Annotated in this window: 4 protein-coding genes; 1 reads left to right on the top strand and 3 read right to left on the bottom strand. The window is 51.9% G+C overall.

Annotated features, from left to right (window positions below):
* Nucleotides 1-8 precede the first annotated feature (8 nt).
* From PsAD13_RS25605 to PsAD13_RS25615, 3 genes are read right to left on the bottom strand one after another with little or no spacing between them, the layout of a single operon-like run.
* Nucleotides 9-4,130: a non-ribosomal peptide synthetase gene (locus PsAD13_RS25605; protein WP_063319898.1), complete on the bottom strand. Its 4,122-nt coding sequence runs from the start codon at nucleotides 4,128-4,130 to the stop codon at nucleotides 9-11.
* A complete protein-coding gene (locus PsAD13_RS25610; protein WP_063319899.1) occupies nucleotides 4,127-14,527 on the bottom strand; it encodes a non-ribosomal peptide synthetase in 10,401 nt (3,466 codons plus the stop codon). Before PsAD13_RS25610 ends, PsAD13_RS25605 begins: the two co-directional genes overlap by 4 nt.
* Before the next feature lie 36 nt (nucleotides 14,528-14,563).
* Entirely contained in the window at nucleotides 14,564-22,864 is an 8,301-nt protein-coding gene (locus tag PsAD13_RS25615; protein ID WP_063319900.1) for a non-ribosomal peptide synthetase, read from the bottom strand.
* A gap of 393 nt (nucleotides 22,865-23,257) precedes the next feature.
* Between PsAD13_RS25615 and PsAD13_RS25625 the strand changes: the two genes are divergently transcribed.
* Entirely contained in the window at nucleotides 23,258-24,496 is a 1,239-nt protein-coding gene (locus tag PsAD13_RS25625; protein WP_084404834.1) for an MFS transporter, read from the top strand.
* The last annotated feature ends 3 nt before the right edge of the window (nucleotides 24,497-24,499 follow it).

Genomic DNA, 24,499 nt, shown 5'->3' on the forward strand with positions numbered 1-24,499 from the left:
GTAAGCCTCTAAGCGTCTATCTGCATAGGAACGGCAGGAGAGGTGGTTTGCCGCTCAAATAATTGAAACTCATAGGAAATCGCTTTTTTGACACGCTGTATTTCTTCTGATTCAAGCAGTTCCCAGTGGTCCCCCCGAACCAGTCTCGTCATGAAGCCACCTGAAGCTCTTTCAATCCAAAACTGACGTAGTTGATGCAGGAAGCCTTTGTTGAGTGAGCCAAGCGCCTGAATGAACACAACTCGCGCGTCCAATGGCTGGCAGTCATAATCCAGCACACAGGCCCGATTGTGATTGTAAACCTGATGGTAGCGCTTTATTTGCTCGTCATCGATGCCCGGATACATCCCATTGAACTTCACCAGCTTGTCTCGAAATTCTGCAAGATCCACTGGTGCAAGGCTCTGGCGCTCATGCTCCTCAAACCCCTGAGTGTCCAGAAGAATGACGCTGACATTGTGGTTACCACGGGCTTTCAGAAGTCGGGCCATCTCATAGGCAACGTAGCCCCCAAACGACAGGCCGGTGAGGACAATTTTTTCATGCGCGATGTGTTCGATACGTTCCAGATAGGCGCTGGCCATGGCCATTATGGAGGGGAGAGTTTCCTCTCCCGCGTTGAGGCCGGGCGATTGTAGGCCATAAACGCCAATGTCATCAGCCAGGATCTTCGCCAGAGACAGATAACAAAAGGCTGTCCCACCAGCAGGATGAACGCACACGACATGCTCGCCGTTTTGGCTTTCGCGGAACGTAATGAGGTTGTCGCGGGAGTTCTCTTCCGCAGCTCCGGTTCGTATCCAACTGGCAAGCGCCTCTACTGTCGGATTTAGAATGAACGTTTTGGGCGGGACTTGAATTTTGAACGCCTCACCAACTCGATGGGCCACTTTGATCGCTGCGATGGAAGAACCACCGACATGGAAGAAACTGTCGCTGATCCCGATGGATGGATGGAGGAGCACTTCCTTCCAGATGTTATAGATCTGGAGCTCGATATGATCGCGTGGGCTTTCCTGATTGACCTTGAACACAGCCTCATGGGCCAGCACAGATGCCTTGAGGCTGGAATAATCAATCTTACCGTTATTGGTGAGAGGGAGAGTTTCTAAATGTAGCAAAATATGAGGAAGCATGTAGTCCGGAAGCGCTTCTGCCAGATGACGACGAAGGTCACTTTCTACGAGGGGAGAACCGTCTGATGTGGTGTAGCAAAGTGCCAGTTGAGCAGCACCACCCACTTGCTGAACCACGAGCGCGGCACAGCTGCGGCATTCGGGATGTTGTCGGAGGACAGCTTCAATCTCTGACAGCTCGATGCGAAAGCCATTCAGTTTGATCTGGTTGTCTTTGCGGCCTGCAAAAACCAGCTGGCCTTGTTCATCATAGTAGGCAAGATCGCCGGTACGGTAGAGCTGTTCACTTGAGTTGAATGGGCTGGTAATGAACGCTGATGCTTGTTGCTGCGGGGCGTTAAGATAGCCAGAGGAGAGGCCGGCACCACCGATGTAAAGCTCACCAACCAGTCCGATCGGGACAATCGACATGCTCTCATCAAGCAGGTAAGTCCTTGCATTCGATATGGGTTTGCCGATGGGAGCTGAAGGTTTGTCCAGATCTTCCGGCTTCACACTATGCCAGGTGCTGTCTACGGTGCATTCAGTCGGGCCGTAAACATTGTGCAGTGTTGCCCACGGCAGCTTGCTGGAGAACTTGCGCATAAGTGCGCCGCTCAACTCACCACCACCGCAAAACACATTGCGCAGTCGGGTGCATTGGGCAGTCTCCGGTTCGTCAAGAAACAGATCCAGCATTGCGGGAACGAACTGGATACTGGTGATACCATGAGATACACAGATCTTTGCAAGTTCTGCAGGAGAGGTGTGAGCATGAGCCGGAGCCAGCACCAGCGATGCACCAGAGCATAATGGCCAGAAGAATTCCCAGATCGCCGCATCAAATCCCATCGGTGTCTTCTGCAAAAGCGCATCACCGGGCTTGCCTGGAAATGTGCGATTGCTCCACTCTATGAGGTTCACCAAACCCTTGTGTGTGAGCTTGGTGCCTTTTGGAACGCCGGTGGTTCCTGACGTGTAGATGATATAGGCAAGATCCTCGGTGCTTATACCGTTAGCTGGCAAATTATCAGTGCCGCAGGAATGAGTGATTTTGGCTCGTTGCTCCGTATCCAGTGATAAAATTTTAACGTCACAATGGCTCTTGAGTCTCGTGACCGCTTCCGATGCCTCTGGGTGGGTGAGGATCAGATTGGGCTGGCTGTCTTGCACCATATATTCAAGACGCTTGATTGGCAGTCCGGGCTCCAACGGAATGAAATGACCACCCGCCTTGATCACGGCAAGCATGGCTATCACCAACTCACTGGACCGCTCAAAGAGCAGGCCCACTGGACTTCCCTCAGTAACACCAAGTTCCTTCAGGTGGCGGGCAAGTTGATTTGCTTTGGTGTTGAGGCTGGCGTAGCTCCACACGTCTTCGCCGCACACGAGTGCAGGTGCTCGGGGTGAGTGCTCGCATTGAGCCTCAAATGCTTTGTGAATGCACGTTGAGCTTAACGCGTGCTGCGCTCCATGAGACCGTACCTGCGTTAACAGATGTCTTTCTTCGGAGGGGATGAATTCAATCGCACCGAGATCCACTTCTGGCGCTTGGATAGCATTTGAGAGGAAGCAGGTGAGGTGACTGGCCATTCGCGCAATGCGGGATGGCGTAAACAGATCTTTGTTGTACTCAAAGCCAAGGCTAAACGTGGAGCCTCGTTCAAATACTTCCAGTGTGATATCGAACTTTGCTGTCTGGCTGTCTGTTGCCAGAGTTTCGATTTCAACACCATCCATTTGAGCCGATCCACCCGGCAGGTTCTGATAAATCAGCATGACCTGAAACAGAGGCGAGTGAGCTGGTGAGCGTTCCGGATTTACAGCTTCGACTACTTTCTCAAAAGGCAAATCCTGATTGTCCAGCGCTTCCAGAATGGTCGTTTGCGACTGCGTTACCAGCTCGGCAAAGGTGCTTGTGGCCGTGACATGCGTTTTGAGTGCGAGCGTGTTGATGAAGTGCCCGATCAGAGGCTCCAGCTCTGCCAGATGACGGTTGGCAAAAGAGGTGCCAATGCAGATGCCTTCCTGTTTGCTGTAGCGCCATAAGAGGGCGGCAAATCCGGCCAGATAGAGCGCAAATGGCGTGATTGAGCGTCTTTTGCAGAAAAGCCGCAAGCGTTCACTCAAGTTGTCATCAAGCGTGAGTTCAAAGTGAGCACCGTTATGTGTCTGTTCTGCCGGGCGAGGGAAATCCGTGGGTAGCTCAAGTAAGTCTGGCAGGTTCTCAAGCTTGTCAGTCCAATACTGGATCTGTTGCTGCTCTCTGGATGAACTGCGTTCGGTGTTATGATGCTGCACATAATCGGCGTACTGCATGGACAGAGGGGGAAGGTCAGGCGAGATGCCCTTATGATAAGCGTTGTAATGAGCGGTAACTTCGTTGAAAAACAAACCGATGGACCAGCCATCAGCGGCAATGTGGTGCAGGTTTACGAGCCATACATGTTCATCATCTGCAAGCTTGATGTAACTTGAGCGCACGAGCGGGCCGCGCTCTAAATCAAACGGTTGGCTTGCCTCATGCTGGACCCGTTCATTGAGCGCCTCCGCCTGTTTTTCGGCACTCAGATGGCAAAGGTTCAAGAGGTCAAAGGGCAGGTCAGCAGGTTCTGGAAAAGTTTGTGTAGGCGTTCCGTTGCTTGTGCTGAACCTCGCTCGGAGCATGTCGTGACGCGCAACAACAGCATTTACGGCGCGGTGCAGAGTTTCCAACTCGAATATTCCGGAAACTTTGAGCGCAACGGGGTTATTGTAAAACGGACTCTCTGGCTCCAATTGATGCAAGAACCACAAATGGCGTTGTGATGGTGAAAGAGGGATACCTTCAGCCTGCCTTTCTGATGCATGTTGTTGCAGCAGATGAATCAGCTCTGATTTTTCCGCTTTCAGAGCGGCGGCAAGATCAGCTCCCAGAAACCCCTTTTGCGCTTTGAAACGAAGCTTTTCTCCATCAGTCTGGAGGCTCACATTGTGCTGGGCAAAATAATCAAGCAGTTGTTGAGCTTTCATATTTCAAACTCCTCCATTTCATCTTCTTCCATTGAGGAGGCAAGCGCAGTCCCGAAGGTCTCTATGGTGTGTTGCCGGTTTTGCTCACTGGTGGGTGCGCCGCCGATCATGGAATAGATGAGCTTATGAGTAGGCCCCAACCGGAACAGCTCTGTCAAAACCGTCTCATCTATGGAGCCGATGCCGCACAGCCCTAATCCCGCTTCATGGGCACGCATGGTCAACAGCTGTGCCATTGCACCTGTTTCGATCAACCAGAACTGCTCGCTCATCTCGCCATAAAGGGGTTCGATTGCCTGCCGCTCGGCGATGAAGAAAAGCGCGAAGGCAGCCTCTTCAAAAACTGGCCGGTTCACGAAATAATCATAGGCATCCGGGGGCAGTGCCTTGCCATCTGCTGTCGAAATCAGAGCGTGTTTTTCAGGATCGTAATAATAGGCCCCACCTTCCAGGCCCAACACACGACCGGGTTTGATGTAAAGGTAGGTTTGCACCGGATAGAGCCCCCCGGCGCTTGCAAACAAGTGCTTTGGTGCTGCCAGGTTCTGATTACGCCGTAATGCGGTGAGGAGTGCTTCTAATCGGGTTTTGGGGACAGGATCCAAAATGAACTGACGCACCGACCGGTAGGCGTCAAATTCGTCGAACTCAGGAGAGCCGGAGTGTTCCAATTGATGTACGCCATGTTTCTGACCAAACTTGCGCAATCCAATATTACGGTCTTTGAAAGTCTGTCGCTGCAGCGGGTCCTCAAGAGTGGCAATTGCGGACTTTGCTGTGTCAGGTTGCGCTTCTCCCGCTACCTGACCAAACTGCTCCCGATACATGGCAAGGAGCGTTGCAAGGCTTGGGTTGCCCATAAACTTTGCAAGTGGCGGCCGGAATGAGAGTGTGCTCGACAACGCGTTTGAAATGCGCGTGATATCGATAGAGGTCGCTCCCAGCTGCAGTAAATTATCCTCGGGAGTGACGTGATCCAGTTTCAAGATCTGAGAGATAATCTCGTGGATTTTCTCTTCCTGATCGCCTTGCAGATTGAGGCTTGGCTTAGCTTGTGTCTCACTGCGTGGTTCCGGCAGTTGCTTCCGATCAATTTTGCCGTTTGCAGAAATCGGAAGGCGCTCAATCTCAAGGAGAGAAGAGGGAACCATGTAGTGGGGCAGGTGGGCGCGTAAATGATCCAGAAGGGCGTCGATCTCGACACCGCGTTCTTCCGGAACCACATAGCCAATAAGTTGCTTATCGCCTTGTGCCTCGCCAAACATCTTAAAGACTGAGGTTTTTACGGCTTTATGGGCATTGAGCACCGTTTCGATCTCACCAAGCTCGATGCGGAAACCCTGCACCTTGACCTGAGTATCCACGCGCCCAAGAAACTCTATGTTTCCATCTGGCATATAGCGCCCCAAATCGCCGGTACGGTACAAGCGTTCGCCGGTCTTGGGGTGGGTGATGAAACGATGGTTGGTTTGTTCTTCGTCCCGCCAATAGCCTTTCGCAAGTCCAATGCCACCGATGTACAGTTCACCAGTGACCCAGCAAGGGCGAGGGGCCAGCGCTTCATCCAGAACATAAAACTGTTGGTTGTCGAGCGCTTTGCCGTAGGGGATGCTCTTCCAATGCGGCGCGATATCCTGAATAGGGAAGCAGATGGACCAAATGGAGGCTTCAGTTGCTCCACCCAGAGACAAGACATGCGCGTTCGGTGCGAGTGCACGCACCCGCTCAGGCAGTGAAAGTGGGATCCAGTCTCCAGACAACATCACTTCACGCAAATGCGAGCCGAGATTTTTGCGATCGCTTTGAGCATAATCTGTCAGCACACCAAGCAAAGCGGGTGCAGAATTCCAGATCGTGACCTTGTGACGAATGAGGCACTCCAGCCAATGGGCAGGGTCTTTTGCCTCACCCTCATTGGGCAGGACTAAGGAACCACCTGCCGCCAGCAAACCAAAAATATCATAGACTGAGAGATCAAAGCCCAATGCAGAAATGGCAAACACACGATCTTCTGGCTGCACGTTTAGGCGGCGGTTGATGTCAAGCAACGTGTTAACCGCTCCACGATGATCGATCATGCCCCCCTTGGGTTCCCCGGTGGAACCTGAAGTAAAGATCACGTAGGCAAGGTCATCCGGCTGCGTATCAACAACCTGCAGCTTCTTATCGCTCAAGTCATCCAGTTCCCCGCCAACATCAACCGTTTGAGCAAGCGCAGGAAGCCCCTTGTGTGTGTCACTCTGGCTTGTCTTGACGCATACGAGCCTGCACTCGGTCCGTTGCAATATGCCTTTAATGCGATTGGCCGGCAGATCCGGGTCGATTGGAAGATATGCGCCCCCTGCATATAGAATGGCGAGGGCAGCTACACTCTGTTCCCAACCGGTCCGCATCTGAATGGCAACCAGATCACCTTTGGCCAGGCCCTTCTGTTGAAGGAGAGTGGCAAGATTACGGGCACGCTGGCGGACTTTGCTGTAGGACAAAACCAGATCACCGCAGATCACGGCAGGAGCAGCTGGTGTTTTGAGCGCTTGTTCTTCAAACAGCTCATGCATCAATGGCCAATGTTGTGAAAGTGCGCGCTCAGCGTTCCAGACAGGAAAGTGTTGGGGGACTTGCTGTTGCCAGTGATCAGAGGTGACCAACTCTTCTAGCAGAGCACAATAGGCGTCAAACATGTCCTGCATCATGCCCTCTGGAAACAGCTCGTCTATGCTGTCCCAGTTGAAATGTAGCTCGCCATCAATCTCCATGATGGTGTGGTCCAGCCACACCTGTGGTGTTTGGGTGATGGTATGTACATTTTGAGCGTCCAATGCGGAGGAAAGCGTAATTTCCTCCTGATCCGGGATCATCTCCACAAGGGTGCTGTTGAAGACGATGGGCATTCCCGTTTGCTGCTCACCACGCAGGCGCGTGAGCTCTCGCAGAACCCGCACACCACTGACTTCGCTATGATCCATATCCTTCCAGAGTTGACGCTGGACTGCCTTTGCATTGTCAGAAAAGCTCTTTGATGGGTCCGAGCCAACTTCCAGCAAAACAATCGACGTGAAGTCGCCAATGAGACGGTTGATATGGGGGTGGAGCGGTTGGCGATTGAACACAGGTAAGCTGAGCGTGAACCGGGACGACTGGCTCCATTTGGCCAGCACCTGCGCAAATGCTGTCAGCAGACAGCCGGAGGGGGTGACACCATGCTTTCGCGCATTTGCTTTGATCGTTGACCATTTGGCCTCTTCCAAAACAAGTTGTCTGCGTGTGAACCGGGGATTGCTGATGGCCTCTGGCTGTTTTGCAAGTGGCAGTTCCGGTGCTGCAGCGAGAGCCGACAAGCGGTCTTGCCAGTACTTCAGAGAAATCGCATAGCGGGAGTCATCCCGCATCGCCAGTTCCTGCACCACATAGTCGCGGAACGTGATTTCAATCCTCGGAAGTTCTGCCTGCGGGTCCTCATAGAAGGTAGCCAGTTCGCGTGAGAAAATCTGGCTGCTGGCTGCATCCACGATTAACGCATCCATGGAAATGTGTAGCCGGGTTATCTCATTCTCAAGCTGCACGGCCCGGAACTCGAAAAGCGGCCATGTTCCCGCATCCAAAACCTGATGCGACATGGCCTCCCGGTTTCTTGAGATGATGCGCTCCACGACACGTTCACTGCGGCCACAGGCATCGTCAGTTTGAATGATGTATTCAGGAACATCCTCCAATATGCGCTGGGTTCCATCGCTGGCAAAAACAGCTCGCAGCATATCGTGCCGAAGGATCAGCCTGTTCAAAGCAGCGTTGAATCTCTCAAGATCAAGGTGAGGGATCTCAATTTCCTCATAAGCATGAGCGCTGACGCCGCCCAGCCCCAAACTGTCATCCCTGCCAACCCAGTAAGCCTGCTGGATGTCCGTGAGTGGAAATGGTTCATACCGGTTTGCTTCATCTGCATGGATTTGCAGCGCTGAGTGTTCTGCCTTGCCGGTGTTGGTATTGGACGAGGCAGCTAGGTCAACAAGTGTCGGGTTTTCAATAAGATCACTGAGGGACAGGCCGAGTGACAGTTCTTTGTTTATTGCATGGATCAGGCGGGTCGCCAGCAAAGAATGCCCGCCAAGGTCAAAGAAGTTGTCGGTGCGGCCAACCTGTTCCACCTTGAGCACCACCTGCCAAATCTGAGCAATATCTGCTTCAAGCCCCGGCAGTGGTGCTTCATAGTCTGTACTCCCTGTGCGGACAGGAGATGGTAAAGCTCTTCGATCCAGCTTGCCGTTCCGGGTGATGGGCAACTCTTCCAGAGGCATCCAGTCCGTTGGGATCATGTAGTCCGGCAAGTGAGCTTTCAGCTCTGCCCGCAATGTGCCAGCGGGTCTTGTGCCGACGAAGTAACAGACGAGCCGGGCATGCTCGGGGCCTGCTTGCTTGTCCAAAATCACGGCGGTTTCCAGAATGCCATCCATCTGTAAGATGCAGTTCGTGATCTCCATCGGCTCAATCCGGAACCCACGGAATTTCACCTGATCATCTGCACGGCCATGGAAGGCAAGGCTGCCATCTGGCAGGTAGGCCGCCAAATCACCGGTACGATAAAAGCGTTGCGCGTCTTGAGAGGCGAATGAGTGCGTGACAAAACGTTCTGTGGTCAGTTCTTTCTGACCAAAGTAACCTAAAGCCAGATTGTCTCCGCACACATACAGCTCTCCAATCGTTCCGGGAGGCACAGGTCGCATGCCTTCATCCAGAAGAAACACACTGGTGTTATCCATGGGCTTGCCGATGGGCGGAGAGGCTGGCCAAGCCTCCATGTGCGCGCAATCCAGAACGTGCTGGGTCACCACATGAGTTTCAGTGGGGCCGTATTGGTTGTAAAAATAGCGCCCTCCCAGTGCTTTAAGGAGTTGCCGCAGGCTGTCATTGACCAGTAGTGCCTCACCAGCAGTGATCACTTCACAAGCAGGGCCATCTAGCAGCTGCTCTGCCTCAAAAAGTCCTGCCATCTGTTGCAGTACCGCAAAGGGCAAGTGGGCGCGTTCAATGCCGTTGGACTTGATGAAGCCTGCAAGGTTGCCGATGTCTTTGCGCTGGTCATCACTAAGCAACACAAGGCTTGCGCCCTGACACAACGTGCAGAAAATCTCCTGAAAGGCCACATCAAAGTTGAGGGAGGCAAATTGGAGAATGCGCGACGGGGCTCTTTCTGAGGGAACCTGTTTAAGTTGCCAGTTGACCAGATTGCGCAAGGTGCGGTGGGTCTGTACCACGCCTTTTGGTTTGCCTGTAGACCCGGAGGTGTAAAGGACATAGGCCGGGTCAAGAGGGGCAGGGGTAAGGCCCGCAATCTCCGCCGAAGTATGCTGGCTCTTTTGTGCAAGCTCTGCAAGAGTGACTGTTGCACTCGCAAATTCGACTGGCAGTTTTGGCTTTAGTGCATCTGTGGTTATGACGAGATCAGGCTGAACATCCTGCAAGATGGCCTGATGGCGGGCCTCAGGGTAAGCGGGATCCAGTGGAACAATAACGGCTCCCGCCTTCAAGATACCCAGCAGCGCGATGATCATTTCGGGTGACCGGTCCACACAAAGCGCGATGTTTGCCCGTGTACGAATGCCTTCCTGCACAAGTGCATTAGCAAACCGATTAGCGCATGTGTTCAACTCGTCGTAGCTGAGTTCTGTCTGGCCGAAGATCAGCGCTGTGGCTGTTGGTGTGTAAGTGGCGTGTTCTTCAATGCGTCTGCTGATGCATTCAAACTCAGAGTAAGGCACAGAAGGCTGTTGCCATGCATCCAGCGCCAGCGTTCGTTCCTCTTCGCTCAACAGACTTATTGAACGGACCTCCGTACCCACGTCTGCAACCATTTGAGTGAGAACATGCTCGAAGTACTTTGCTATGCGAGTGACGGTCTCTGGCTCAAACAGGTCGCTCGCAAACTCGATGGCGCCTTTCAGCTGGCCGTCTCTTTCCTGAAGCGACAACAGCAGATCAAACTTGGCACCGCCATGGTGGTGAGGAAGAACATCAACAGAAAGACCGGGAAGCTCGAACCGGTCATTGTTCTCTCCCTCCCAGGCAAACATCACCTGAAACAAGGGGGAATGCGCAAGACTTCGCGGCGGGTTGATATGCTCAATTACCTGTTCGAAGGGAAGGTCCTGATTTTGTTGCGCTTCTAAAACAGTGGTCTGCACCTGCGACAGGTACTCTTTCAAGGTAAGGCTTTCATTCGCCTCCACCCGCAAGGCCAGTGTGTTGGCGAAGAAACCAATCATGTTGTCGAGTTGTGAATGATCTCTGTTGGCGACCGGACTGCCAACGACGACATCTTTCTGTCCTGAAAGCTTAGCCAGAGTCAGCGCCCACGTCCCAAGAAGACTGGTAAACAACGTGTTCCGATTGGATGCAGCAAGCTCCTTCACCTTCTGAGTTAAGGATGGCTCCAGATTCAATGGGACTGCGGTGCCTTTGAAGGATTGCCGCTTTGGTCTTGAATGATCGGTTGGCAGCTCCAGCAGCACAGGTGCATCTTTGAGCCTGGACTTCCAATAGCGCTTTTGCTGGTTCCATGAGCCATTCTTCAGCTCATTGCTCTGCCACTGCGCGAAGTCTGCATATTGGATTTGCAAATCGGGGAGCTTGGTATCCTGATGTTGGGACAGAGCAGAATAAAGCACACTCAGTTCCCTGCTGAAGATACCCATGGACCAAGCATCTGAAATGCTGTGGTGCATAACAATCACCAGCACATGATGGTTCTCGTCACAGCGCAGGAGATCCGCACGGAACAGCGGACCCGCCTCCAAATCAAAGGGCACAGAGATCAAACGGGCGACATGATCTTGTAACGTCTCATTCGCAGCCACTTGCGTAACCGCCCCCATCCGCCAAACATTTGCTGGCTGAATTTCCTGATAGGCGGTCCCGTTCTTCTGACTGAAACACGTCCGCAAAGCCTCGTGTCGTGCAACGATTTTCTCAATTGCTTGAGACAGGGCTGAGACGTCCAACTTTCCTTTCAGTTCCAGAACCAATGGCATATGGTAGGCTTCGCTCTGCCCCTCCATTTCTGCCAGGTACCATAAGCGTTGCTGAGAGGAGGAAAGCGGTAGGTTCTGTGTTCTGTCTGCGGGCTCAATTTGTCTTTTTGCGGTGCGTGTCTGGCTGTCTATTGCCTCGGCGAGAGAGGTAAGCGTTGGGGCAGTGAAAACAATTGTTGCCGGGACTTCGACGGAAATTGCATCACGGATACGTTGAGCTAACCGTACTGCAAGCAGAGAATGTCCGCCCAGAGCAAAAAAATTATCGTTACGCCCAATATTGGCGACACCGAGTACATCGCACCAGATCTGGCTGAGTTCCGTTTCTCTGCCTGTTCGTGGAGGCTCAAACTCTGTTTGTGAGAGCGTGGACAGATCAAAGTCCGGGAGGGCTTTCAGATTGACTTTGCCATTGGGAGTGAGTGGTACCTTGTCGACGACGGTGATCCAGGCAGGAACCATGAAGTGTGGGAGTTTTTGGCTCAGGCTTGCTTTCAGTGCTTGAGGAACTTCAGTTCCTACATTATCCGCAAGGACGACATAGGCGAGAAGCTGTTCGCCGCTGGTGTGAGGTCTTACAACACAAATGGCTGATGTGACGCGTTCATCAGCTTCAAGAGCGGCTTCAACCTCACCAAGCTCGACGCGAAAACCGCGGAGTTTTGCCTGCCGGTCATTCCGCCCTAAAAACTCGATTGTCCCATCACGTAGCTGACGGCCTAAATCTCCTGTCTTGAAGATCCTCAGGCCATCACCAATTGATACATCGGTAAACTTTTGTTTCGTGAGTTCAGGTGCGTTCCAATAGCCGCGTGCCAAACCAGATCCGGCAATACAGATTTCTCCAACAACCCCTTCGGGGACAGGTTGGCCGGAAGTGTCCAAAAGCAAGGCCTGATAATTCTTGAGTGCAGTACCGAGACTCAGAGTAGTGTTCGGAGAAATCTCCTCAGGTAAGCTGAGTGCGAGGCAATCAATGGCGGTTTCGGTTAAGCCGTAAGCATGAATGATGTGCACTGTTGGCCCGAAAACCTTTCGTGCTTCGCAAGCACCTTTGGGCGACCAGCGGTCAGAACCGCACACGACAGTTTTGAGGCTGGTTGACTGTTTTCCGATCGTCTGCAAGTGTGCTGTGAGATTGTCCAAAACTGCTGGAACAAAATCACCGAATGTTATCTGATGGTGCTCAATCTTGGCGAGAAGGGCGGTACTGTCTACCAGCTCGTCCTGATCCACCAGGGCAAGCCTGCCCCCAAATGTGAGGGCACGGACGAGGTCTGCGGTGAAAACATCAAACGAAAGACTCGCCATCTGCAAAACGCATGGTGGTTCTTTGAAGTCGTAAAGGCTGCACCATGCGTCTCTGACAGTCCAGATCGCACGATGATCGACCATGACGCCTTTGGGTTGTCCCGTCGAACCGGAAGTGTAGATGATATAGGCCAGTTGGTCAGGCGCGACTTGAACATCTAAATCGCGTTCATCCTGAGACGCCCATTCATCTCTTCCCCTCTCAATATTAATAGTCTGGGCAGACAGCTTGGTGAGTTGATCCAATTGCTCCTGACCATGCATATCGGCCAGAATGGTTTTGGGTTTGCAATCTTGTACAAGCGAGTTGATCCGCTCAGGGGGATAGTTCGCATCAATTGGAATGTAGGCAGCGCCGGTTTTCAGGACAGCAAGCAAGGCGATAACCGCGTCTGCGGATTTGCGCATGCACACCGCAATCCGGTCCTGATTTGCAACGCCGTTAGAGCGCAGGTATCTGGCGAGCTTGTTGGCCTGACTGTTCAGTTGAGAATAAGTGAGTTCGATCTCATTGCTGATCAATGCAACCCGATCGCCGTGGGCCGCAGCGGCCTCTTCAAACGGCAGATGGATGGCGCTTGCTGCCGGTACATCCATAGATGCAAGACGGGAAGCTTCTAATGTTGCTGTATGTGTGGCTGCATCCATAAGGGGCAGTTCGGCGACTGCCTGTTCCGGGTCTGCGCAAATGGCCTTTACAGCCTGCATTACATAACTTGCAAGCCGAACTAAGGTTTGGCGGTCAAACAGAGCTGTCGCGTATTCCAGGCCGCCGGAGATGTTTGAGCCATCGTCTACCAGCTCAAGTGTGATATCGAACTGGGAGGCGGTGCGAGGCAGCCGTACAGTGTCCAATTCCAAACCAGCGAAATGGGCGGTTCCACCCTCTGTGTTTTGCCATGCGAACATGACCTGGAAAAGTGGTGTGTAGGACAAGGACCGTTGAGGACTGAGCGCTTCCACCACCTGCTCGAAAGGGAGAGACTGATTGTCCTGACTGTCGAGGAAAATGCCTCGCATTTGAGCAAGCAGCTGGCTTACAGTGGGATTTTCGCTCAAATCAAAGCGCAAAGCCTGTGTGTTCACGAACAGGCCCACCATCTCTTCCAGCTCTTTGCGGACACGGTTGGCAGATGGCGTGCCAATGACAAGATCCTCTTGTCCAGACAAACGGGAGAGCACGATTGCATAGGCGCTCATGAGTAACAAATAAGGGGTGGAGCCCGTGTTGCGCGCCAATTGGCGCACCTTTTCACTCAACTCAGGGCCTAACTCCAACGGCAGAAGTTCACCCGCAAAATTTTGCTGAGCAGGTCGCCGCCGGTCCGTTGGCAACAGCAAACGCTCGGGTGCACCGGCAAGCGTTTCTTTCCAATAAGTCTTCTGCTCATCAAATTTTTTGAGCTGCTCCGGCTGTTTCTGCCATACGGCATAATCGGCGTATGTAAGATCGGGTGTTTCCCGCTCGATTGGTGTTCCTGCCTCTACCAGATGAGAGTAGTTTTCACCCAACTCTTTGAGGAGGAGGAAGTTGGACCACCCATCGGAAATGATGTGATGCAATGCCAGCAGCAACACGTGATGCGTCTCGTTGATCCGGATAAGACAACAGCGAGCCAACGGTCCTTGCAGCAGATCGAACGACCATGTGCTCTCCTCTTCTGCCAAACGGCAGATCTCTGTTTCTGGGTCGCTATCGACCTCAATTTTGAGCAAGCGAAGGGGAAAGCCACAGGTACGGGGTGAGAAGCTTTGAGACAGCTTCCCGTTATCATCTGTAATGACTGTACGCAGGCCTTCATGACGGTCCATCAGCTGGTCTAGCGCGCTTTGCAGGTATGTCACGTTTAACTCACCACGAAGGCGCAAGCCAAGGGTCAGATGATAGGCTGAATTGATGCCTTCCATGCGAGAGAGGAACCAGAGCCTTTCCTGCGCAAAGGACAGAGGCAGGGGGTCTTGATCACGCGGAGCTGCCTTGAGCGCATTGCGTTGACGCATCTTCAAAAGCTGCTCTGGTGTGAGAGAGCGACGTTTGCGCTTGTTTAATTCGTCCTGCATGATTCCTCCCAATGACGCTGACAATCTGCTTCTGCGTCAGGAATATTCTTCGGCTGCTTCCAGCTCTTCAAAAATGTAATCGAGTGTCTGCTCAATGGTGGGGCGCTCGAAAAAGATGCGCAGCGGCACTTCCATTCCCAACACATCATGCATTCGGGCAATAATGCGTGTGGCTCGAAGAGAATGTCCGCCAATGTCGAAGAAGTTGTCGCGTATGCCGACACGCTCCAGCTGCAGAACTTCGGCCCAGATACGTGCAAGCTCCTCTTCCATTGGGGTTTCAGGAGGCACGTAACTGGTGATCGGCTGAACGCTGCCGCTATCGGGCTCAGGAAGCTGGCTACGGTCTATTTTGCCGTTAGACGTCAAAGGCAAGGTATCCAGCTGCACATAAAGCCCCGGCACCATATACTCCGGCAATTGGCTGGCAAGGATGGTACGCAATGCAGCAGGATCTAGTTGGCCAACGCCTTTATCAGGGCATACATAGGCAACCAGCTGCGTGTCTTTGGCCTGATCCTGATGGGCCACGACGACAGCATTGGACACGCCCTCGCTCCGACACAAGGCATGTTCGATCTCGCCGGGCTCGATCCGATAGCCACGCACTTTGATCTGGAAGTCATCTCGCCCTAAATACTCAATGGTGCCATCTTTCAGATAGCGCCCAACATCACCAGTCTTATAAAGGCGCTCTCCAGCTTTGAACGGGCTATCAATAAAACGTTCTGCTGTGAGTTCAGGGCGGTTCAGATATCCGGTTGCAACACCTGGGCCAGCAACATAAAGATCCCCCGCCACACCGGGGGCGGCAAGTGCCAGATGTTGATCCAGAACATGCATCGTCATGCCTGCGATGGGGCGGCCTATAGGAACAACTGGCGGATAATCTGCGTGATGTTCAACCTCTTGCGCTGTGCAATATATGCTTGCCTCAGTAGGTCCATAAAGGTTCTGCAGCCGCACGGGCCCCAGTACTTCGAAACAGCGCTTTGCTAGATAGGAAGAAAAAGCCTCACCACCGCACAGCACAGACCGTAGGCTCGAGCAAGTATCAGCGCCTTCACATGACAGGAAGAAGCCCAATAGAGAAGGGACGAACTGACAGACTGTGACCTGGTACACACGGATGAGCTCAACCAGATACGAACCTTCCAGTAGGCGGGAGCGGTCTGCCACAATCATGCTTGCACCACAGGTAAGGCTGGCGAATATCTCAACCACTGAGATGTCAAAGGTAAGAGAGGTGGACAGGAGAACTCTGTCTTGCTGCGTGATTTGTCCTTGCTGCTGGAACCATGCAACGAGATTAGCGGGACCTTTGTGTGGTACCATCACGCCCTTGGGTTTGCCCGTGGTGCCAGAGGTGTAGATCACATAAGCTGTGTCTTCGCGGGAAACCGATACATTCAAGTTGTCTTCGCCAAGCACCTGCCAGCATGGATCAGGCTGATCCAGATTGATCAGCTTCTCAGAAACACCCATTTCTGCCATTTGAGGCAGGGTGACATCGTCACACAGAACCAGAGCTGGAGTGCTGTCTTCAATCAGGTAAGTGATGCGCTCAAAGGGGTAAGTTGCATCAACTGGGACATAGGCTGCGCCGGTTTTCAGGATGGCGAGGAGTGCGATAACAGCATCAGCGGTTTTTAGCATGCACACCGCAACACGGTCTTGATATCCAACGCCTTTGGAAACCAGGTATCTGGCAAGCTTGTTGGCCCGGCTGTTCACCTGAGCATAAGTGAGTTGGAGTTCATCAGTGGTCAAGGCAACCTGAGCACCGTGTGCTGCAGCAGCGGCTTCAAAGCCGCCATGGAGTGTGGTTGAACTCTCCGAAAACTCTGGCCCTGCTGCACATTCAAGGAGCTTGGTCTCCAGATCCCGATCCAAACCAACAAGTTGATGTGTTGGTGTCGTTTCAGCCTCTGGATAGACTTTTGTGAGGTGTTGCAGTCCCTCCAGTGTCATCCTCAAAAGTGCAGATGCATTGCAACCATGTGGGGCCTGTATCTGGACTTTGAATGTCCCCCCGAAGTCATCAATGGTCAGGTTGAACGGGTAACTGGTGCCATAATGGCCGGCGAGGTACGTGGCGCCTGGTAAGTCGCGATGAGAGGTGCCTTGAGACCCATCCGACAGAAGCTCGGCATGGCGAAAGTTGATCAACGAAGTGATGAGTGGTGTAGCACGGTCCACTCCACTGGCTTCAATCGCATCGGTTAGCGAGGAGAACTCGTGGTGCGTCAGATCGACAAGTGTCTGGTGGACAGCACGAAGGGCGCTCACCCAATCCCGGTCAGCAAGCTGGATGCGTAAGGGGAGGGTGTTGATGAAGGGCCCCAGTATCCGCTCAGCATTTTCGAGCCCCTGCAATCGACCAAGGAGAACTGTGGCAAAGCAAATATCTTCCTGCCCAGAACACCTTGCCATGACCAGAGCCCAGACGAAATGAAACACTGAAGCTGTACTCACCCCTAATCGGCTGGCAAGTTCTCTGATGTCCATAGTCAGCGCGCTGTCGGTACTGGTGCTATCAGTATCCAGATCTGCACCATGAACATGCTCACCTGTAAGACCGAAGGGTGCCGTGGCGCTTTCAAACCCAGTGAACAGGTCACGAAAGAAGTTGTGTGTGTCCTCCTTGCGGCTCTGCCCCTGTTGGAACGCAACATATTCTCCAAACTGAACAGGGGAAGGCAACGTCTCACCTTGCCCCATCATGAATGCTTTGACCTCAGCATTCAGCTGCTTGAGCGATGTGTTGTCGTCGATAATGTGGTGGAACAGTTTGAGAGCCAACCAGCGTTTGTTGTCAGCATCGTAGCAATAATGAACGCGAAGAAGGGAAGGCTCGCGAAGATCAACTTTTGTTACTCGTGGATCAAACAAGGCCTGAAGCTTTGCAACTGCATCTCCAGCCCCTTCGAGGCTATCAGTCTCCAACTCGCAGGTTTTCAGCTCAACAGTCTTGAGAACAACCTGAAGTGGCTTTTCCAGCCCTTCGGACACAAACACTGTGCGCAATATGTCGTGGCGATCCATGGCCTTCTGCAGGGCAGTCAGATAGCTCTGCAATGCTTCAGCGGTCTCAAATGCCATCAGGCCCCAGAGCAAATATGGGTCCCCTTGTTCTGAAAGCCGATGATGGAAGTAAATACCTTCCTGTAATGGTGTCAGAGGGTAAATGTCTTTTACATTTTGGATGCCACCGGGCACCGAGCCTGCAACATGCTCGATCTGCATTTGCGAAAGGCCGGAGATAGACATTGGGCTTTGGTTGGTGCCGGTTTTTCCAGCAGTTGCGCTCTGTTGAACGCTGGATTGAATGTGTTGCGCAAGATCCTTGAGCACTGGCCTGCGTAGCAAATCCACCGCTGCCAGATGGAAGCCTTTTGCATGCAGAGAGGCCTGCACTCTTGCAGCTAAGAGTGAGTGACCACCAAGCTCGAAAAAGTTGTCAAAGCGGCCAACCTGTTTGACCTTTAAGATATCCGCCCAAACCTGAGCTAACAGCGTTTCGCGGTCCCCCTCTGGACCTACGAAGGTTTTGCTTTTGGTCTGTGTAACGTTGTATCTTTCAAGCGCTTTGTGGTCCAGTTTACCGTTTTGGGTCAGCGGTAACGCCTCTAACTCCACGAATACTGAGGGCACCATGTAGTTTGGCAGAAGATTAGCTGCAAAAGAATGTAGCGCGCTGGAGTCCAAGCCTGTTCTTTGTGCCACGGGCACATAGTAGGCGACCAGCAGGGCATCGCTTGTGGCTTCATTTCTGCAGGTGATTACAACGTGCTGAAGCTCATCGTGGGTGGCGAGAGCGGCTTCGACTTCGCCCAGTTCGATGCGGTATCCGCGCACTTTCACCTGACTGTCGTTGCGGCCCAGATACAACAAGGTGCCGTCAGTTGCATACCTTGCTAAATCTCCTGTTTTATACAGGCGATCTGCAAGCGAAAGAGGGCTCTCAATAAACCGTTCCGCGTTTAAAGCAGGACGGTTAAGGTAACCTCGAGCAACGCCCGCTCCACCAACGTATAGCTCTCCAGTTGCACCAAAAGGCACAGGCATGAGGTTATCATCCAGTACATGAAGGCTCAGGTCATCCAACTGGCGGCCAATGGGGCTGCCTTCTGAATAGCGATAATTGTTCTCAGCCGTGAGCTCCATATATGAAACATGTACGGTGGTTTCTGTGATCCCGTACATGTTCACCATCTGACAGTCCGCATTGCCAGGGTTATTGAACCAGTTTTTGAGCATCGGTGTTGCAAGGGCTTCACCACCAAACACAACCGAGCGCAACGCATGTGGCGTGTTGGCTTCGGCCTGTGCCACCATGAAAGCACGAAAGGCGGAAGGTGTTTGACTGAGAACTGTTACCCCTTGTTTGCAGCATAAAGTGTAGAACTGAGCGGGATCACGGCGCACATCGTCTGGCACAATTGCCACAGAGCCGCCCGTAGAAAGAGCTCCCCATATCTCCCAGACCGAAAAGTCAAACGCGTAGGAATGAAAGAAAGACCAGACATCGGAAGATGTGAAGTTGAACAGAGGCTGGCAGGTGTCAATCAGACGTGCAATGTGCCGATGTTCAATTTGAACGCCTTTGGGTTGCCCGGTAGATCCTGAGGTGTAGATGACATAGGCAAGATCCTCAGAACAGACAGGCTCCAGCTCAAGACCTTTCGGCACTGAGTGGTCTGTGTTTTCTTCAAGAGCTTCAAAAAGATGGAGATTTTGATTGTCTGGCAAACTTGCAAGAGATTGGTGTGTTGCACGGCAGCATAAAATCAAATCTGGCGCACTGTCCTGAAGAATAAAGGCCATTCGCGCTTCTGGTAGTGCGGGATCGATTGGAAGATATGCTCCACCAGCTTTCCAGACTGCCAGCAGTGCCACGATCAAATCGGTGTTTCGTTCCATACAAACGCCGACCAGCTTCTCCTTACCTACACCATGAACACGTAGTTTCATGGCCAAGCATGACGCTTGCTTTTCTAATTCACCGTAGGAAAGGGATGTTTCATCCTGAAGGATCGCGGTGTGCTGAGGCTGGGATTTTGCGAGCTGTTCCAGTCTATGTACGACCGCGCTTGGCGCACTGGTCTTGGTCGGTTGGGTAGGCTTGCTGAGCGAGAGCAGATGCTTTCGTTCTTCTTCGCAAACTGCGCTGAAACTGGCAACTGACAGGCTCGGCTCAGATAAACACTGCTCCAGCAATGCGAAGAAATTTTCCTGCATGCGTTCTATGGTTTGAGGCTGAAAGAGGTCAGTTGCATAGTTCCACAAAAGAGTCAGCGCCGGGATATCAGAGCTGTCAGAGGAACGAGGTAGAATAACCACCTCAATATCAAATTTGGCAGAGTTGTTGCTGTAGGCTTCGTACAGCGATACGTTCAGATCATTTCGTGCGAGCTCTGGTACCTTTGAGTTGTGGTAGCTAAAACCAACTTGGAAGATGGGGTTTCTGGAAAGGTCCCGTTCAGGCTGCAGCGCTCGGACAACTCGTTCAAACGGCACTTCTTCATTGTCATAAGCATTGGAGAGTGTGCTTCGCAGTCGGTTCAGATACTCGGAAAAACTTGGGTTGTTAGACAGATCGGAGCGAATAACGACACTGTTCACAAACATGCCCAGCATATGTTCTGAAAAGCTGGTTTTCCGGTTTGCGACGGCGCTGCCTGTGAGTAGATCTTTTTGACCTGTGTAGCGGGAGAGTAGAAGATGGAAGACACCGAGAAGCACAGTATAATCTGTGTGACCACTGGCCTTACAGTAAGCTTCCAGTTTTTGAAGCAGCGTCCCTGTTAGTTCCAAACGGGACTGTTTGCCTTTGAACGACATGGTTTCTGGGCGCGAGGCATCTGTTGGGAGAGCGAGAGTAAAGTTGGCGCCTGAGAGTTGCTCTTCCCAATAGGCCAGCTGTTTTTCATAGGTTCTCTCTGCGTCCTCACTCTGCTGCCATCCCACGTAATGCCGGTACTGGGCAGGGACAGGCGCGAGATTGGGCAGTGCTCTATCTGCGAAAGCCTCATAAGCCTCTAGGAACTCTGAAAGAAAGATATTCGCGCTCCAACCGTCATGAACAAGGTGATGTTCAATGTGCAAGAGTGCGGAGGAGTCATCATCAAGCTTGAACAATACCCAGCGAGCCAATGGCAAGCAGCTGGTGTCAAAGGGTTTTGAGACCTCGCGATCGACAACCTTCCAGAGCTCTGGGCTATCCATTGAGGTGTTCAGGTCCACCAGATCCAATCGGGCAGGCACAGGTTGATGAACTTTCTGACAGGTCGTACCAGAAGCATCTTCGTGAAACGTGGTGCGAAAAATCTCATGACGCTCGACAATCAGGTCCAATGCTGACTGCAACGCGGATGCATCTACTTTGCCCTGCATCCGGATCAGGCATTGAGCGTTGTATGCAAGAGAGCCCGGCGTTAGTTTTTCCAGTAACCACACTCCGTTTTGTTGATGAGAAACGGGGAAGGTGGTTCTTTCCAGATCATAATCAGTCAAAGACCTCTCGGATCTATCTGGTTCTTCTGAAGTTTGGATTTTTGCCGCGAGTTCGCTGAGTTTCTTTCCGGTAAATACGTCTTCTAGTGAGAGGACTGGACCAAACCGTTCACGGCACCGCGTGAGAAACTGAACAGCATCAAGGGAAGAGCCTCCCAGAGTTTGAAGTGTGTCATTACAAAAGACCGTTTCGACGTGGAGCAGATCTTTCCAAAAACCAGCGAGGATCTGTTGCGTTTCTGTGCTCGGAAGCTCATTTGACTGCGCGCCGCGGGCATATCTGTCAGGAGCTGGAAGCGCTTTTCGATCTATCTTGCCATTTACATTTAGAGGGAACTCATCGAGGTGAATAAACGCGCTCGGTACCATATAGTTTGGCAAGAAGGCGGAGAGGTTCGTTTTAAACTCGTCTACGCCAGGGACAAGAGTGCCATCTCGCGAAGTGAAATAGGCGAGGATTTCCGGGTCTTTTGAATCCGCTGTTGTCGCGGTAACATGAGCGTGCTCTATGCATTCAAGCTTAGAAAAACACTTCTCAACTTCCTGCAATTCAACACGATAGCCACGCACCTTGACCTGCTCATCCAGACGACCGAGGAACTCCAGCGTTCCATCTGCAAGTCGTCGCGCGCGGTCTCCTGTGTTATAGAGCCGGCCAGTTGCAATGCCGGGGACAGAACGGAATACTTTCGCAGTAAGATCTGGCTGGTTCTTGTATCCACGGGCTAACCCGATACCACCCAGCCACAGGGTGCCGACCTCACCATCTTTCACTTGTTTCAGGTCACCATCGAGAAGATGGACATCAACGTTTGAGATTGGTTTGCCTATCGGAACTGTATCCGAAGTACCAGTCTCACCGTTGGTCTTGAAAAGTGTTGCGCATACAGTGTTTTCAGTCGGACCATATGCATTTATCAGGTTAACGTGCCCGGACCAGCGCTCCACGAGCGACCACGGCATTGCCTCGCCCGCGACCACCACTGTCTTTAGGCTCGAATAATCCAACGGGTCCATGCGACTGGCAAGAGAAGGAGGCACTGTTAGATGAGAAATACATCTTTCTCTAACCATCTGCTTCAATGCATCTCCGGCTAACAGCGTGCCGTCGGGTGCAAAATGAAGCTGCGCTCCGCAACATAAACTTACCAGAATTTCGGATATTGACGCATCAAAACCTAAAGATGCGAACTGAAGGACGCGAGAAGTCTCATCCAGACCAAAACAGCGTGCTTGTTCAGAGACTAGATTTAGCAGGCCACGATGTTCAACCATGACACCCTTGGGCTGTCCCGTAGAGCCTGAGGTGTAGATGATGTAAGCAAGCTGATCTGGATTAACCGATTGGCTTGTGCTGCTAGTGAAGGGAGTTGGATCCAGTTTAGAATAATTAACGATCTGCAATGAGTTCGGTATCTCAGCAGATAACTCCTTCACAAGAGAAGCCGTTTCTTCAGTGCACACAACGATACTGGCCTTGCTGTCCTTAAGCATGAACTCAAGCCGTTTGCGTGGGAGGCTATTGTCCAGCGGGACATAAACTCCTCCAGCTTTATGAGTGGCAAGCAACGCTATTATGGCTTCTGGAGTGCGAGGCATACACACCCCAACAGTAACTTCAGGCCCTACTGCGTTTGATTGCAGAACGCTCGCTAGTTGGGCTGTCGCGGCAAGCATTTCGCGGTAACTGATAATCTTACCATCCCCGACTAAGGCTGGCTTTGAAGCATTTTTCGTCACAACTTGTTCTATTTGCGACACGACATTGCCTAGGTCACCTGGGTTCATCGTAACCTGGTTGCGAGGATTGGTTTCTTCCATGAAACAACTATCATTGATTGTGTAATTGAATAAAAATTTATATTACTGAGAGTTATTTGTACTCACTCTCAGTCCATACGTCCGTTTATATCGGATTTTTGGAAGTAAAGATGAATTTTATTCATTAAGGCCTCGGGTATTAAATTTTTAATTGCTCAAACATTCTTTCTAATATATCACAAAGTCAAGTTATAATTCGAATCTGAAAGCATCTTGTTAGCGTGCTGGGGAAACAAATGAACCACTCATATTTGAGGGAGAGCATCTCAACATTGATATGATCGGCAACCTAAAAGGCTGGTCAAACACTGATTGCGAAGTTTTCTATAGCAACTAACTCGCCGCGCAATTTTCGCGCCGAACGTCCTCATTAACGAGCAGGTTATTTTCTTCATGCCCGTACCACGTCACCGGCAATCATTTCTGCGTCAGTTCTGGGTACTTCCGAGACCAGCAAAAACTATTCTGGTTGGCACCTTTTGCGCACGCTTTGCATCGTTCATGATCTGGCCTTTCTTCGCGGTACTCATGGCACGAAACTTCGGAACCTCTATTGCCGAACTTGGGGTAGTTTTTTCGCTGTCGGCGTTTGCTGCGCTTATTGCCTCGCCTGTAAGTGGGATTATAGCGGACAAGTTGAATCGTCGCGCGATCATGCTGATCAGTGCTTTGAGCATCTTAGGGCTCTATTGCGTTCTGGCGTTTGGCAGGGACGAGCAGATCTATTTTGCGGTTATCGTGGGCATGTCCGTTGCCAATGGTGCACTCGAGCCGCTTTTACGATCTGCATTGGGGGACTGCGCAGCGAAAGATGAAGACCGACCACTGCTGTTTCACATACGCTACTATCTGGTCAATATCGCAGGTGCGTTAGGGCCTTTGTGCGGGCTATGGTTTGCAAACCAAAACTCAAACTTCGCTTTTCTCGCAGGTGCGGTTGCGTACGCTGTTCTCGCGCTCTGCATAATGAAAAGTGTCGCGCCAAGCATTGTTGTCTCAGACAGGGAGGAAATGCCGATTTCGGCACTGTTAAAAACAGCAGTAGTGGATCGTCTTTTTCTGACATTGTTTATCTCAAATTTCTTCCTGGTCATCTTGTACGCACAAATAGATGAGCCCCTCACATTTTTCCTGATGTCTCTCGAAACGCCTGATATCAATGGGATTATTGCCTCGATCAACGTTACAAACACGAGCGTCGTTTTGATCGTCCATCTGTTCTTGATGAAGTGGCTGGTTGAGCTTGAAGAACACAAGGCCATTCTGGCTGCTTTCTTTTTCCTGATGCTTGGTCTGCTGGTGATCGCTTCCAATCGCTCCGAAGTAAGGGAGTTGTGGCTTGTTGCGATAGCACTTGCGACATTGGCGGAAATTATCGCCATGCCTTTGTTTGCCACAGTGGTGGATCGCACCGCTCCTGTGCGTCTTAGGAACAGCTATATGGGCCTTTATATGCTTTCCAATGCGGGCGCTGCTGCGGTGCCATTTGCTGCAGCAATGGTGATTGAACGTATCGGTGGGGGGCCATTGTTCCTCACATCCGCGATAATGTGCGTACCGGTAGCTTACCTGGGTTTCCGGCTGCTCAGTGCAACCAGACAAAGAGAAAAAATTGCGGAGCAGGCCAGCTGAACT

Origin of the sequence: Pseudovibrio sp. Ad13 (genome assembly GCF_001623225.1) — a bacterium.
Classification (GTDB): domain Bacteria; phylum Pseudomonadota; class Alphaproteobacteria; order Rhizobiales; family Stappiaceae; genus Pseudovibrio.